The 14961-nt window shown below is 63.7% G+C and carries 14 protein-coding genes; 6 read left to right on the forward strand and 8 right to left on the reverse strand.

The features are described 5' to 3' along the window. Positions 1–34 precede the first annotated feature (34 nt). Positions 35–3157: a DEAD/DEAH box helicase gene (locus tag H4V99_RS12100; RefSeq protein ID WP_280678619.1), complete on the forward strand. Its 3123-nt coding sequence runs from the start codon at positions 35–37 to the stop codon at positions 3155–3157. Between the two features lie 57 nt (positions 3158–3214). Next, complete coding sequence (locus tag H4V99_RS12105) at positions 3215–3508, forward strand: antibiotic biosynthesis monooxygenase (protein WP_280678621.1); 294 nt, start codon at positions 3215–3217, stop codon at positions 3506–3508. A 21-nt stretch (positions 3509–3529) separates the two neighbouring features. On the opposite strand, the gene mgrA is transcribed toward H4V99_RS12105, so the two are convergent. Next, positions 3530–4555, reverse strand: a complete 1026-nt coding sequence (gene mgrA, locus H4V99_RS12110; RefSeq protein ID WP_280678623.1) for an L-glyceraldehyde 3-phosphate reductase — start codon at positions 4553–4555, stop codon at positions 3530–3532. A gap of 67 nt (positions 4556–4622) precedes the next feature. Between mgrA and H4V99_RS12115 the strand changes: the two genes are divergently transcribed. Continuing rightward, on the forward strand, positions 4623–5177 hold the full coding sequence (locus H4V99_RS12115) for an MOSC domain-containing protein (protein ID WP_280678625.1): 555 nt from the start codon (positions 4623–4625) through the stop codon (positions 5175–5177). Positions 5178–5204: 27 nt separating this feature from the next. Here H4V99_RS12115 and H4V99_RS12120 read toward each other — a convergent pair whose 3' ends face one another. The 4 genes from H4V99_RS12120 to H4V99_RS12135 form a co-directional block, all read right to left on the reverse strand. Beyond that, positions 5205–6077, reverse strand: a complete 873-nt coding sequence (locus H4V99_RS12120) for a DarT ssDNA thymidine ADP-ribosyltransferase family protein (RefSeq protein WP_280678627.1) — start codon at positions 6075–6077, stop codon at positions 5205–5207. A 120-nt stretch (positions 6078–6197) separates the two neighbouring features. Continuing rightward, complete coding sequence (locus H4V99_RS12125) at positions 6198–6881, reverse strand: HAD-IA family hydrolase (protein ID WP_280678629.1); 684 nt, start codon at positions 6879–6881, stop codon at positions 6198–6200. Between the two features lie 58 nt (positions 6882–6939). After that, positions 6940–7671 carry an endonuclease/exonuclease/phosphatase family protein gene (locus H4V99_RS12130; protein ID WP_280678631.1) on the reverse strand — a complete coding sequence of 244 codons (732 nt, stop codon included), beginning with the start codon at positions 7669–7671 and terminating at the stop codon, positions 6940–6942. Between the two features lie 77 nt (positions 7672–7748). Further along, positions 7749–9116 (reverse strand): TIGR00366 family protein, encoded by a 1368-nt coding sequence (locus H4V99_RS12135; protein ID WP_280678633.1) that lies wholly within the window; start codon positions 9114–9116, stop codon positions 7749–7751. Between the two features lie 146 nt (positions 9117–9262). Here H4V99_RS12135 and H4V99_RS12140 point away from each other — a divergent pair, with 146 nt between their 5' ends. Continuing rightward, on the forward strand, positions 9263–9862 hold the full coding sequence (locus tag H4V99_RS12140; RefSeq protein WP_280678634.1) for a histidine phosphatase family protein: 600 nt from the start codon (positions 9263–9265) through the stop codon (positions 9860–9862). Between the two features lie 3 nt (positions 9863–9865). Here H4V99_RS12140 and H4V99_RS12145 read toward each other — a convergent pair whose 3' ends face one another. Continuing rightward, positions 9866–10636 carry an IclR family transcriptional regulator gene (locus tag H4V99_RS12145; RefSeq protein ID WP_280678637.1) on the reverse strand — a complete coding sequence of 257 codons (771 nt, stop codon included), beginning with the start codon at positions 10634–10636 and terminating at the stop codon, positions 9866–9868. A 102-nt stretch (positions 10637–10738) separates the two neighbouring features. Here H4V99_RS12145 and aceB point away from each other — a divergent pair, with 102 nt between their 5' ends. Continuing rightward, positions 10739–12367, forward strand: coding sequence for a malate synthase A (gene aceB / locus H4V99_RS12150; RefSeq protein WP_280678638.1), 1629 nt, complete (start codon positions 10739–10741; stop codon positions 12365–12367). 72 nt (positions 12368–12439) lie between these two features. On the opposite strand, the gene H4V99_RS12155 is transcribed toward aceB, so the two are convergent. Together H4V99_RS12155 and H4V99_RS12160 are read right to left on the reverse strand one after the other, a co-directional pair. Then, positions 12440–13069, reverse strand: a complete 630-nt coding sequence (locus tag H4V99_RS12155; protein ID WP_280678639.1) for a hypothetical protein — start codon at positions 13067–13069, stop codon at positions 12440–12442. Positions 13070–13167: 98 nt separating this feature from the next. Beyond that, on the reverse strand, positions 13168–14436 hold the full coding sequence (locus tag H4V99_RS12160; RefSeq protein WP_280678641.1) for an ammonium transporter: 1269 nt from the start codon (positions 14434–14436) through the stop codon (positions 13168–13170). 200 nt (positions 14437–14636) lie between these two features. On the opposite strand from H4V99_RS12160, the gene H4V99_RS12165 reads away from it, so the two are divergent. After that, positions 14637–14921 carry a glutaredoxin domain-containing protein gene (locus H4V99_RS12165; RefSeq protein WP_280678644.1) on the forward strand — a complete coding sequence of 95 codons (285 nt, stop codon included), beginning with the start codon at positions 14637–14639 and terminating at the stop codon, positions 14919–14921. Positions 14922–14961 lie beyond the last annotated feature (40 nt).

Below are 14961 nucleotides of genomic sequence, written 5' to 3' on the forward strand. Positions count from 1 at the left end.
GTGCTCTTGGGTGTGAACGTGAGAATATTAGGTCATGACTCCACGGGCGCCACGACCTCCGTCGGTCGCACCGGGTGGGATCCCGGCGTGGAAGGCGCTACTGGCCGCTCCGATTGCCGCAGCCGACGCATCCGTTCTGCGCCATTCCGGGCGCGTGGGCAGCCAACCGGTCGCGGCACACGACCGCCCCGCCACCCGGATGGGTCTGCAGTTCGAGCTGCGCGAACAGACGCCGCGCACGAGCGATCGCTGGCGCGGGCCAACAGCCCAACCGGTGAAGAAGCTGACGCCCGGCCACGGCGACTTTCGTCTCGGTGTGCGGCCCGTTGTGCACAACGACAACGGAAACTGGGTTCGGGCCAGCCTGGCGTGGAACAACCTCACGTTTCAGGTGCGGGAGCTGAACCTTGACCCTACGCAGCATCGGTGGTTTTCGGAGCTGATCGCCCTGTACCGGGCCGTGCGTCTGGTGTATTCGAGCCAAGAGGCCGATTGGATCTATCTCGATGAGTTCAGCAGCCCGCTCCTGTGGCATTTTTTCGAGCAGGCAACCGTGCTCGGGATCGCGTTTGTGGGCACGCAGAAGAACGTGAGCGTCAGCGTTGCCGACACTGCGTCCGTGAGTCTTGATGTGACGCAGGCCCAGGGCGCCCTGAACCTTGCAGCCGTGCTCACCCTCGATGACCGGCCCTACCCCGCCGAACAGGCCGGGGCGATCGGCACCCACGGCGTCTACACGTATGCGTTCACCCCGCACGCCACCTTCACCCTCGCTCCCACCAGCCAGACGCTGACGACAGCCCAGCGTGCGCTGATGGGAAAGGCCTCCGCCGCGGTCGTTCCGGAGTCAGATGTCACCGAGTTTCTGACCGAATACTACCCAGCACTTCGCCGCACGCTGCCCACCACCAGCACGGATGCCTCGGTGATCTTCGACGCGCCCCCTCCCCCCGTGCTCGTGGTCACCGCCCGGTTCGAGGCCCAGCAGACCCTCCGGCTGGACGGTGAATTCGAGTACCGGGAAGGCACGCTGGTCACCCACCTTGCGTTGGAACCACGTGCCGACGACACCGATCCTCGCGATGGGGATGCGGAAGCCGAGCTGCGGGGCCGGGTGGCTGACGTGCTGAACCCGTCGGATGCCCGGACCGACGACGAGGGTCCCCCACCCGCAGCGCTGGGCGACACGCTGCGCGGCATCGACGCGGCACGGTTCACCGCCACGGTTCTCAACCAGCTTCGCGCCCTGCCCGGCGTGCGCGTGGATGTGGTCGGCGACGAGCCAAACTACCGGGAACTCACCGCCACTCCCGAGCTCACCTTCACCACGGTGGAGAGCACGCAGCGCGACTGGTTTGACCTCGGCGTGCTCGTGCGGGTCGACGGCCGCAGCGTGCCGTTCGCACCACTCTTCACGGCATTGTCGAAGGGGCAGGCACGCCTGCTGCTGGTGGACAACAGCTACCTGTCGCTGCGGCAGCCCGTGTTTGACCGGCTGCGCGAACTCATCGAGGAGGCCCGCGAGCTCTCCGAGTGGGAAACGGGCCTCCGCATCAGCCGCCACCAGGCCAGCCTCTGGGCCGACTTCGAAGACCTCGCCGACGAGACCGAGCAGGCGGTGTCCTGGCGGGCCGCCGTGGGCGGGCTGCTCAACGTGACCGCAATCGAGCCCACACCCCTCCCACCGGGAGTGACCGCAACCCTCCGCCCGTACCAGTTACAGGGCTTCCAGTGGCTCGCGTTCCTCTACACGCACCGCCTCGGCGGGATCCTGGCGGACGACATGGGCCTTGGCAAGACCCTGCAGGCCCTGGCGCTGATGGAACACGCGACCCGAGTCGCCGCCGTTGGCACCGTTAGCACCGTTGGCACCGTTGGCACCGCAGAGCACCGCCGTCCGTTTGTGGTGGTGGCACCCACATCCGTTGTGTCGAACTGGGTGACCGAGGCCGCTCGCTTCACCCCGGGGCTCCGGGTACGCGCGATCACCGCCACCGAGGGCGCAAGCCGAACCTCCATAGCGGATGCCGCGGCAGACGCCGATGTGATCGTCACGTCGTACGCCCTCTTCCGGCTCGACTTTGACGCCTACCAGGCCCACGGCTGGGCCGGACTCGTGCTCGACGAGGCGCAGTTCGTGAAGAATCGTACCTCGCAGGCGTACCTCTGCGCACGCGACCTACGCACACCGTTCAAGCTGGCCATTACCGGCACCCCGATGGAAAACACGCTGCTCGACCTCTGGTCACTGCTCAGCATTGTGGCTCCCGGACTCTTCGCGTCGGCACGGTTATTCACGGAAACCTATGTTCGTCCGCTGGAGCTCCAGACAAACGCCGCACTCTTTGCACAGCTGCGCCGACGCATCCGCCCGGTGTTGCTACGGCGCACCAAGGAGGTGGTGGCACCGGAGCTACCGCCCAAGCAGGAGCAGGTGCTGGCAATCGAGCTGAACCCCGAGCACCGCGTGATCTACGACACGTTCCTCCAGCGCGAGCGACAGAAGCTGCTGGGCCTCATCGACGACATGGACAAGAACAGGTTCATCATCTTTCGCTCGATCACGCTGCTGCGCCTGCTCAGCCTCGACGCAACGCTCGTGGACGAGGCCTACCGCGACGTTTCGTCGAGCAAACTGGACGTGCTCCTGGAACAACTGGAAGACGTGGTGGCCGAGGGGCATCGCGCGCTGATCTTCAGTCAGTTCACGTCGTTCTTGCGGTTGGCCGCAGCGCGGCTCGACGCACTCGGCACGCCGTACTGCTACCTGGACGGGTCGACGCTCGCGCGTTCGGAGGTCATTGATCGGTTCAAGACCGGCCTCGCACCGGTCTTCCTGATTAGTCTGAAGGCCGGCGGGTTTGGGCTCAACCTCACGGAAGCGGACTACGTTTTTCTCCTGGACCCGTGGTGGAACCCGGCGAGTGAAGCGCAGGCGATCGACCGCACCCATCGCATCGGCCAGACCCGCAACGTGATGGTTTATCGCATGGTGGCCACCGGCACGATCGAAGAGAAGGTGATGGCGCTGAAGCAGCGGAAGGCCGCACTCTTCGACGCCGTACTGGGGGACGATGCGGATTTCAGCGAATCACTCACCGCCGACGACATCCGCTCACTGTTCGAACTTCCGGCGGGCACAAGGGACGTCACGTGAAGTGACACCTCCGGCTGTGCGTTTGCCACCGAGCCGAAGGTACGTCAGACTCGATCTATGATCACCGCAATGCTCGACCTCCGTATCAAGCCCGAATCTCTCGCCATTTCTGCCGCACTGATCAGCCGGGTTCTGACCCAGACCCGCGCGTTCGCCGGAAACGCCGGCGTCGACGTGCTGGTGGACACCGACGACGAGACACATGTTGTGGTCGTCGAACTGTGGGATTCGCTCGAGAGCGACGTGGCCTACCGCGAGTGGCGTGCCACGGAGGAGGGGCAGAGCGACCTCGGGACGATCCTGGCCGACGCACCCACGCTGACCAAGTTCAGCACCACGGTCGCCCTGTAACAGCGGCGCCCTCCGCGACAACTACACCGCGCTGGACCCCGCCCACAGGTTGATGCCCTGGTCGGTGGCGTGCTCATCGATTGCAGCAAGCTCATCAACGCTGAAGGACAGGGCATCAAGTGCGGCAACGTTGGTCTCGAGCTGAGCCACCGACGACGCGCCGATGAGCGCCGAGGTGACGGCGGTATTGCGCAGCACCCAGGCGAGCGCCATCTGCGCGAGTGACTGGCCGCGAGACTGCGCAATGTCGGTCAGTGAGCGGATGCTCGCAAGCGTCGCCTGGTTCACCATGGACTTATTCGCCGAACCGTCCCGTGCCACGCGGGAATCCGCTGGGATACCCGCGAGGTAGCGGTCGGTGAGGAGCCCCTGGGCGAGGGGGGAAAACGCGATGCAGCCGGCGCCGATGTCGTCGAGGGTGTCGAGCAGGTCGTCCTCCACCCATCGGTTGAACAGCGAGTACGACGGCTGGTGAATGAGCAGCGGGGTGCCCATCTCGGCGAGAATTGCGGCGGCCTCACGCGTGCGGGCCGGCGAATACGACGAGATCCCGGCGTAGAGGGCCCGACCGCTCGTCACGGCCGTGTGCAGGGCTCCCATGGTCTCTTCCAGCGGGGTATCCGGGTCGGCGCGGTGGGAGTAGAAGATGTCGACATAGTCCACGCCCATTCGGCCGAGGGACTGGTCCAGGCTCGCCAGCAGGTACTTGCGCGAACCGAAGTTACCATACGGCCCCGGCCACATGTCGTAGCCGGCCTTGCTGGAGATGACCATCTCGTCACGGTGTGCCGCGAAGTCTTCCGCAAAGATCTTGCCAAAGTTCGTTTCGGCACTTCCGGCCGGCGGCCCATAGTTGTTCGCGAGGTCAAAGTGCGTGATGCCGAGATCGAAGGCTCGGCGCAGGATGGCGCGCTGGGTCTCAATGGGCTTGTCATCGCCAAAATTCTGCCAGAGCCCGAGCGAGATCGAGGGCAGCTTCAGGCCGCTCCGTCCCGCGCGTCGGTACGGCATGGATTCGTAGCGGTCTTCTGCGGGAATGTAGGTCACCCTCTTGATACTGCCACGGCATCCGCTCGGAAGGCAGTTGATACCGGCAGGATGCGAGAATGGCCGCATGAACTTTGCGCCCCCATCCACGGTCGTCTCGGTGAGCCGTGACGATCGACACCGATTCAGCAAACCGCCCGTCACCGAGATTGTGCTGCGCGAGGGATTCGGCATTGAGGGTGACGCGCACGCGGGCGCCACCACCCAGCATCGCTACCTGCTGAAGAAAGACCCCACCCGGCCCAACCTCACGCAGGTGCACCTCATTGGTTCAGAACTCTTCAGCGACCTCGCACCCGCCGGTTTCAGCGTGGCGCCCGGCGACCTCGGTGAAAACGTGACGACAGCGGGCATTGACCTGATGACCCTGCCGGAGGGCACCCTGCTCTCTCTCGGCGACGACGCGGTCGTGCGCCTCACCGGCATGCGTAGCCCGTGCTCCAGCATCAACGGTTTTCAACGCTCGCTGATGAAAACCCTCATGCCACCGGATGCACAGGGTCACCCCATGCGCCGGGCCGGCGTCATGGGATTGGTCACCCGGAGCGGCACGGTTCGGCCCGGCGACACGATTCGCGTGCAGCTGCCCGTGGGCGAACAGCGCCCGCTCGTCGTCGTCTGATCCCGCGTCACCTGCCGGACGCGGCCTCTACTCCTCGACGTCAATCTCTTCGCTGGGCTGGAACCACGGCGGGTACACGGCAACCTTGGGGCTATAACCGGACTGCTTCAGGATCGCGCGCACCACGTCTCGAACGCGGTCGTTCGCCACGCCCAAGAGGGTGACCAGCTCGAGCGGGAACGAGTCCATGACCAGCAGTTCCGCGTGCCGCAGCACATCTGACTCGGGATCGGAACGCAGGCGAACCAGCATCCGCTCGACACCGTCGCTCGTCGCAACAATGCGGGTACCGGCAGCCCCGGCATCACCGTCGGCGAGCGCCACACCCGCGGGGAAATCTTCGTTGGTGGCCACGTGCGCGTCAACGACGGTCTTGACCGTGCTCACGATAATCACGAAGTCGTAGGCGTCAGACCCGTGCGCGTTGAGCACGAGACGCGGATCCCCGGTGCGGGCGCGGATGGCATCCCACACACTCGCGTCCGGGGAGAGAAAGAAGGGCACATAGTTGGCCACGGTGAGGTCGTCATCACCGGGAAGAAGAACCGTGCGGCGGGCGTCACGCACAGCGGGCGCGGACACGTCAACGGTTGGTCGCACCTCCATCGACTCGCTCGCATCGGCCAGCAGTCCCCCGTCGGCCAGAATGGCTGCGAGGTTGCTGATGTGGGTCACGTGGTACAGACGCTGTTCGCCCACGTTGTCAACGGCCCGCTTGGCGGCGGCCGTCTTCCGGGGGGCAGCGACCGGCGTGACGCGCCGCGGCCCGGTGAGAGACGGGGGTTTAGCGCTGCTCGACCGCTTCCGGACGGTGGCTACGGGAACGACCTCCGGTGCAGCCTTGGGAAAGCAGATGGCGCACAGCCCGCCATCGAGTCCGTGAATGCATTCGTCGCTCAAGTCAAAACCTTTCGTGGGCGTGGGAAAGAACACCACCAACCAACGTTACGTTTATTTTGCCGAGCCTGCTGCCATTCGCCCTGATTCTTCCCGACGTAAGCACGGCTCGCGTCGTGCCGACTAGGGACGCAGGCTGAAGACCACACCCGTTTCGGTGACCGTCACCCGGAGACGGTCCAGGCCCGGCACCACCAGGTCCGCCACCAGCTCCTCGGCGGTGTGGGTTCCCACCACGCCAATGGTCGTGCACCCCGCGGCGCGGGCTGCAGCCAGGCCGGCGGGCGCGTCTTCCACGACGATGCACTGCGCCGGATCAAGCCCGAGTCGCTCTGCCCCGACCAGGAACGGTTCCGGGTTGGGTTTGCCGCGCGGCGTGTCGTCGATCGTCACGATCACGCTCGGCGCAACGAGCCCGGACGCCGCAATTCTGGCTGAGGCAAGGGTGCGCGCGCACGAGGTGACGATGGCACGGCGGGCTTCGGGGATGCTGCCCAGCAGGTCTGCTGCCCCGGGCAAAACCGTGATGTCATGGGTGTCCGCGGTTTCCAAAGCAAGGACGTGAGCGAGGGCCTCCTCCACCTCGGCGGCCGGCACGAGCGATTCCACGATCTGCCGTGCGGGCATACCGTGGTTACCCGAGCGGAAAGCCTCATCGATGCCGCGCTCGGCAGCCCAGCGCAGCCAGGATCGGTTCACGGCGGGGGTGGAGTCGATCAGTGTGCCATCCATATCGAACAGAACGCCGTGAAATGTTCGCCCGAGCACTATTGTCGCGGTAACGGGGGTGGTAGCGGCGACGGGCATCTGGTTCCTTTCGAGCGGTGCTTCACGATGAGGGGACGCCCACCGGTCGAGGTCAGGCTCAGATCTCGAAGTCTGCCCCGCGGGATGCGACCGCGTCCGTGAGCGGGCGCATCGGCTTAGACGCACTGTACGAGGACGTCACCAAGATGGGCATGTGATCCGACGTGCCACTCGGCAAGGTTTCTACGTTGTCGATGCTGAGACCCACCGAGGTGGCCAAGTCGAAGTGCCCGTGGAAGAACTTGTAACGGGTGTAGGTGACCGTGTCGCTCAGGGTCAGGTCATACCCGGACTCGTTCACCCGGGCACTCAGTTTCTGCTTGAAGATGGGGTAGTTGTAATCGCCCACCATGAGCGTGGGCAGTCCGGGGCCGAGCTCGTGCAGCTCGTCGTGTGCCGAACGAATCTGGTTGCGGCGCAGGGAATTCAGCGCGGTCAGTGGTGCGGCATGGAACGAGGCCACCACAATCTCGCGCTGCTCGGCCAGATCAACCAGGCGTGTACCGATCAGTCTTTCGTGTGCCGGCGTGAGCACGCGGTCATGCAGGGACTTTTTGAGCGCGAACGTTTTTGTTTCCAGCGCACGAAACCGGTCGCGTCGATAATAGATCGCCAGACCGAGCCGGTTACGCACCGTCGAATCCGCCAGGTGCAGCAAACCCACCTCGGCGGGTAGCTCTTCGGTGTCGCACTCCTGCAGACAGAGAATGTCGGGATCGTAGCGCTCCACCAGCGCGACGAGTTCACCGCTGGCCCGATTCTTTCGGAGATTGTAACTAATGACCTTCATGGAAGACCTGCCTCAAACTCAAGTTGAATTACCCCAGCCTACGATCCCTCACCCGTGAGTTTGCACCGTAATGCGCTTTAGCCGGCGCCCACGATGAGGAGCGTGGCAGCGAAGACCAGACCTGCTGCAAGGAAGGTGATGGTGGTGTAACCCAAAATGTCTCGCATCTTGAGTCCCGCAATGGCGAGCAGCGGCAGCGCCCAAAACGGCTGGATCATGTTCGTCCACTGGTCACCGTAGGAGACCGCCATGATGGCCACCGACGGGTCGACGCCCAGTCGATTGGCGGCATCGAGCATGATCGGACCCTGCACGGCGAACTGACCACCACCGGACGGAACGAAGAAGTTCACCAGCCCGGCAGAGAGCAGCGCCATCAGCCCGAAGGTCTGCGGCGTCGAGATATTGACAAAAAAGTCCGAGAAGACGCCGATCAGTCCGGAACCCACCATCATGCCCAGAATTCCCGCATACAGCGGAAACTGCAGCAGAATATCTCCCACGTTGGCCGCCGCATTACGCACGAGACGCACCAGTTCGAACGGATTGCGCACCAGCAGAAAGATCAGTGCCAGAAAAGACCAGTTCACAATATCAAGGGTGAGCGTACCGCCCTCAACGAAGTGCACAGCGAGGTAGGCCACGAGGGCGAGCCCCACGAGCAGAGTGAGAATTCGGCTGGCGTCGAGCCGGTCCGCGGGCGTCACGACCTTCTCCTCCTCGACCTGCTTCTCGCGGGCATCGAATTCGAGTTCAAAGATCGGTGCGTTGCGTTTCGGCGCCACGATGGCCAGCGCAAGAGCCACGACCACGATGGTGGCGCCAGCAGCGGCGATGTTCCAGGGCGAGAACGTTGTGTCGCTGAGAGGGATGGTGCGCCCCAGCTGCTCCGCGAGGAATGAACCTTCGGTGGCAGCGGTGAGCGGTCCCGATCCCGAGTAGCCCATATGCCACACCACGAATCCGGAATATCCGGCAGCCACCAGCAGAGGAAAGTGCAGCTTCACTCCCCGAGCGCGCAGTTGCGCGGCAACTTCCTTGGCCAACAGGCCTCCCACCACCAGCCCAAGGCCCCACGTGATGAGGCAGGCGAGGGCGGCAACGACGAAGACAAACACATAGGCCTGGAGGGGCGTTCGAGGAATAGCGCCCAGCTTCGTGAGCAGCCGGTGAACGGGGCTGGTGTTGGCGAGCGCATGTCCGAGCAGCAGGACCAGTGCCATCTGGGTCATGAAGGCGAGCAGGCCAGCGAGGCCATCGCCCCAACTGCGGATCACGTCGACCGGGCCGACATCGGTGAGGGCAAGCGCAAGGATCGCCACCACAATGGTGAGCACGATCACAAAGACGAGGGCACTCGGAATGTAGCGCTCCACGAGCGAATTGATCGGCCTCATGAAGGCCGCAACCGGCCCGTTGGCGCGCTTTTCGCTCACTATCGACATTGATGATCCTCTTGATGTGCCGAGCTGGCATTGCTTCAGGCTGTCTGCACTGACGTCATAAACGTATCAGGCGTCTTTTTGCCGCAGGTTACCGCGCTCCTAGACTGAGGGAGGCCAAGGCCAGAAGCCGTGAGGAACGTAACACCATGACACAGAACGAAATCGTCTTGATCCGACACGGACAGACCGAATGGAGCATTACCGGCCAGCACACGGGCCGTACGGATGTACCACTCACCGATTTCGGTCGCCAGCAAGCGGATGCTTTGGGCGGCATGCTCGACGGCGAGCACTTCGATCGCGTGCTCTCGAGCCCACTGGTTCGAGCCTGGGAGACGATGGAACGAGCCGGTTACGGCGCTCAGGGCGAGGTCAACACGAACGTTCTCGAGTGGGATTACGGGGTCTATGAGGGGCGACGCACCGACGATATCCGCACGACCATCCCCGGTTGGTCGGTCTGGACCGACCCGATCCCCGGTGGTGAGACCGTCGATGCGGTGGGCGCCCGGGCCGACCTCGCCATCGAGCAGTGCCTCTCGGCCGAGGGCCGCGTGGCGGTCTTCGCCCACGGCCACTTTCTGCGCGTGATGGCGGCTCGGTGGATCGGACTCCCGGCCCTCTCGGGCCAGAGCCTCGGCCTCGGGACCGCCACGGTGTCGACACTGGGCTGGGAGCGCGAGAACCGCGTGCTGCAGGGCTGGAATGATGCCTGCCACCTCAGCTCCATGGACCCGGTACTTTAGGGTTTAGCTCTCAACCGCCTGCAGGTTCAGGTCGGCGGATAGCGCCTCGGCAGCGGCTCGCAGGAGCGGGACTGCTCGTTCCGCAAACGAGTCATCGACGCGCGACAGCGGCCCCGAGACGGAGATCGCGGTGAGCGTTGGAGAGTTGGGAACACCAATGGCGAAGCAGCGCACGCCGGTTTCCTGCTCACCATCGTCGATGGCGTACCCGCGCTCGCGAATGAGCGCCAGATCGGCCAAGAGGTCCTCCACGCTGCTGATGCTCGAAGCCGTGGCCATCGGCAGTCCGGTTCTGGCGACGAGAGCGCGCACCACGTCGTCCTTCATCTGAGCCAGGATAGCTTTTCCCACTCCCGTGTCGTGCAGGTGTGCCCGACGCCCCACCTCGGTGAACATCCGCATCGAGTGCTGGGACGGCACCTGCGCAATGTAGAGCACCATGTCGGACTCGCGCACCGCCATGTTCGCGGTCTCTCCCAGCTGGTCCACGAGCGATTTCAGCCGCGGGCGAACGAGAACTCCCAGCTGCTGGCTGGCACCCTCACCGAGCCGAATAAGCCCGGGACCGAGCACATAGCGCCGATTCGCGAGTTGGCGAACGTAACCCTTGGCCACCAGCGTGCGCAACAGTCGGTGCACCGTGGGCAGAGGCAGCGACGTGGACGTGGCGAGTTCGCTGAGCATCACGTCTCCCCCCGTGGCCGCGAGAATTTCGAGGAGTTCGAAGACGCGCTCAACGGACTGCACACCGCCGGAGGCTGCAGGTTCAGCCATGTTTACCCTCCAACAGGGGTCAGAAAGAAATTATTTGTCACGATTCAGAATGTAAAGTCCATTATACGGAAACACCGCGCACGTGAAGCAGAGGATTGACAGATGTCGATAACAGTCACACCGCCCCACCCCGTAGAACGAGCCGACGAAATTCTCACGCCGGAGGCACTCGCGTTCCTGGAGAAGTTGCACCAGAAGTTCGCCGCCACCCGCAGCGAGCGCCTCACTGCCAGGGCAACGCGACGCGCCGCGGTAGCACGCACGGGCACTCTGGATTTTCTGACCGAAACGGCGCACATCCGCTCCGGTGACTGGCAGGTCGCTCCTGCACCGTTGCCGCTCCAGGATCGTCGTGTGGAGATGACTGGCCCGGCCTCACCGGCCAAAATGGCAATCAATGCGCTCAACTCCGGTGCCAAGGTCTGGCTCGCCGACTTCGAAGACGCGAGCACGCCCACGTGGCACAACGTGGTGGATTCCCAGCTCTCGCTCCTCGATGCCACTCGGGGCACCCTCTCGTACACCTCTCCCGAGGGCAAGGAATATTCGCTTCGAACGGATGCGCCTCTCTCGGTCGTCGTGATGCGCCCTCGTGGTTGGCACCTGAATGAGTCCAACATCACTGTTGACGGCGCCCCGGGCATCGGCGCCCTCGTGGACTTCGGTTTGCACTTCTTTCACAACGCCGCAACGCTTCTGCACAGCGGAAGTGGTCCCTATTACTATCTGCCCAAGCTCGAGAGCCACCTGGAGGCCCGGCTGTGGAACGACATCTTCGTGTTCGCGCAGAACGAGCTCGGCATCGCCCAGGGCTCGATCCGCGCCACCGTGCTGATTGAAACGATTCCCGCCGCGTTCGAGATGGACGAGATTCTCTACGAACTTCGGGACCACGCCTCCGGCCTGAACGCGGGGCGCTGGGATTACCTGTTCAGCATGATCAAGTATTTCCGCGACGCGGGCGTGGCCTTCTCTTTGCCCGACCGGGCCGACATTTCGATGACCGCGCCGTTTATGCGCGCGTACACCGAACTGCTCGTCAAAACCTGCCACCGACGTGGCGCCTTCGCCATGGGCGGAATGGCAGCCGTCATCCCCAACCGTCGTGAACCTCTCATCACCGCGCAGGCGTTCGACAAGGTTCGTGCCGACAAAACCCGTGAGGCGGGCGACGGCTTCGACGGTTCATGGGTCGCCCACCCCGACCTGGTGCCCGTGTGCCGTGAGGTCTTTGACTCCGTGCTCGGCGAGCGTGCAAACCAGATCGATCGTCAGCGCCCCGAGGTCGAGGTGACGGCAGCCGATCTTCTCGACGTCACGAGCGCTCCCGGCCGAGCCACCGAGGTGGGCCTGCGCTCGAACCTGTATGTGGCCGTCGCCTACATTGCCGTGTGGCTCTCGGGTAACGGCGCCGTCGCTATTCACAACCTGATGGAGGACGCGGCAACGGCCGAGATCTCCCGCTCACAGGTGTGGCAGCAGATTCGGAACGGGGTAACGCTGAGCGACACCGGTGCCACCGTGACACGCGAGCTGGTGACACGCATCCTCGCGGAGGAGACGGCCCGCCTGCGCACGGAGGTCGACGACGAGCTGTTCACCAGCTTCTACGCCCCGGCCGGTGATCTCGTCGCGGAGATCTGCTTGAGCGAGGAGTTCACGGACTTTCTCACCCAGCCCGCCTACGAGTTGCTCGTGAGCACCGCGCTGGTTGCGGCTGCCGCCCGCTGATTCGACGCTGCTGATCCACCAGGCGGTGGTGTCGACGAGAGCCCTCTCGTTGACACCACCGCCTTTCTTGTCTCAGTGATAACCGTCCCGCGCCTCTCTCAACGTGGGGCCCTGTATCGTCAGCACGTGCGCGGTCGACCTGCCCGCACGATAGGTCTGACGAGGGTCCAGCAGGAGCGCTGCTCCCTGGCCTAACTCGGCCCCGTTCACAGTGACGCTGCCTCGGAGGGCAACGAGGAGCTGTGCGCCCCCAGGAAGATCACCACTTGGATTCACCGGACCTGCAATGCAGGCGGGCGCGGCGGAGGTACCCGAGAACGTGAGCACGATAACAGTGCTCGCCCCGGGAGGTCGCAGTTTGGATCGTTCGAAGTACACGGTGGAGTTCATCACGGCCAGAACCTCATCACGCCGGAGCACACGGCTCGAGCCGGCAGTGCGAACCGCAACCTGCGGTCCGGCAAGCCCGATGACGAAGTGGTGGGTCCCGGCAGGCCCCACCAGGAGGCCGAGAGAATCCTGCAGCTCCACCACGCGAAGCTGCCAGCGCAAAGACAAATCGTCGTCAAGGTCTGCCCAAATCTCTCGGGCTGTGCCCCGGCCCTCATCGAGAGCCTGGCGAGGAATGTCGGAGAAACGGATCGTGCGCGGAGGAACACGGTGAGCATTGACACCGCCAGTGTCTCCTGCGATCGTGCTCATGCTCTGTCCCTACTGGCGTTACACGACACAGCGATGTGCTGGATGGTTCGCAAATCAACCATCCAGCACATCTCGAGTCACGGGCGGGGTGTGCTCAGTTAGGCCTTGATGTCGGCGAGAACGTAGCCTTCCTCGCCGTGCATCACAGAGTCGATGCCGGCGATTTCGTCTTCGTTCTTCACGCGGAAGCCAATCGTCTTCTCGATGATGAAGGCGATGACGAAGGCAAGGACGAAGGAGTAGATGAGGACAGAGAATGCGGCAATCGCCTGAACGAGAAGCTGCGTGCCGTCGCCGCCCATGAAGAGGCCGGTTCCGTTGGCGAAGAAGCCCAGGTAGAGGGTACCGATGAGGCCACCCACGAGGTGGATTCCCACAACGTCAAGCGAGTCATCGAATCCGAGCTTGAATTTCAAGTTGACAGCCATGGAGCAAACCGCGCCCGCCAGGACACCGAGCACGATGGCCCAGATCGGGTGCAGCGACGCACACGCCGGGGTGATGGCAACCAGTCCGGCAACAGCACCGGATGCGGCACCAATCGACGTGGGCTTACCGTCACGGATCTTTTCCACCACAAGCCAGGCCAGCAGTGCGGCCGAGGGTGCCGCAATCGTGTTCACGAAGGCCAGTGCTGCCGTTGCGTCTGCGGCCAATTCCGAGCCCGCATTGAATCCAAACCAGCCGAACCACAGCAGTCCAGCTCCGAGGAGCACGAAGGGAGGGTTGTGGGCCACGTCGACGCCCTTCTGGAAGCCGACACGCTTGCCCAGCACCAGAGCGAGTGCGAGAGCAGCGGCTCCGGCACAGATGTGCACGGCCGTACCACCCGCGAAGTCGATGGTTCCGAGGCCGAAGACCGACTGCAGGCCGTAGGTAATCCAGCCGCCGTAGGCGAAGCTACCGTCTTCGGCCAGACCAAAGTTGAAGACCCAGCTGGCCACGGGGAAGTACACGACGGTCGCCCAGATTCCAGCGAAGATCATCCAGGAGCCGAACTTAGCGCGGTCTGCGATTGCGCCCGAGATGAGCGCGACGGTGAGAATGGCGAACGTAGCCTGGAAGGCAACGAAGGCAAGCGGTGGGTAGGCCGCACCCTCCGGCGTTTCCAGGGCTGCCGTGAGCCCGATGTTGGACCAGTCAATCGACCAGGGTGCCACCGTGCCCTCGGATCCGGGGAAGGCGATCGCATAGCCGTAGACCACCCAGAGCACGCCGATGAGTCCTAATGCGCCGAAGCTCATCATCATCATGCTGATGACGCTCTTGGCCTTGACCAGTCCGCCGTAGAAGAATGCGAGTCCGGGTGTCATCAACAGCACGAATGCTGCGCAGATGAGCAAGAACGCGGTATTGCCTTGATCCATGTGAAAAACCTCTCTGCAGTGACGCAGCGGTTCGCGTCGGGTATTCAGACTCTGACAGGACTGTGTTACGCGTTCGGCGACGTATTATTTCCACCATGTTGCAGAGGGCGTTCCCAGGTAAACAACAGATGACGCGGACGACAGACCACTATAAAATCCGCATTCAGGGTCAATGGATGTGCCGCGTTTAGACTTATTGCATGACTGACACAGCAACGTCCACGGAGTCCACCGCGTCGCGCATCACCATGTTCGGCGCTGAATGGTGCGGCGATTGCCGCCGGTCGAAGAAGGTACTCGATGGCCTGGGCGTGGACTACGACTACGTCGATCTGGAGAGCGTCGAAGACGGTGCCGACCGGGCCAAGGCCATCAGCGGGCTCTCCAAGATCCCGGTCATCGTGTTCCCCGACAACACGCACGTCGTCGAACCCACAGATGCTGATCTGCGCGCCAAGCTGGCGGAGTTTGCTCCCACCGCCTGACTCGCGGGGTTCCACTTGCTAGGGTAAACGGCCCGTCCAC

Origin of the sequence: Cryobacterium sp. CG_9.6, from assembly GCF_029893365.1 — a bacterium.
Classification (GTDB): Bacteria; Actinomycetota; Actinomycetes; order Actinomycetales; family Microbacteriaceae; genus Cryobacterium.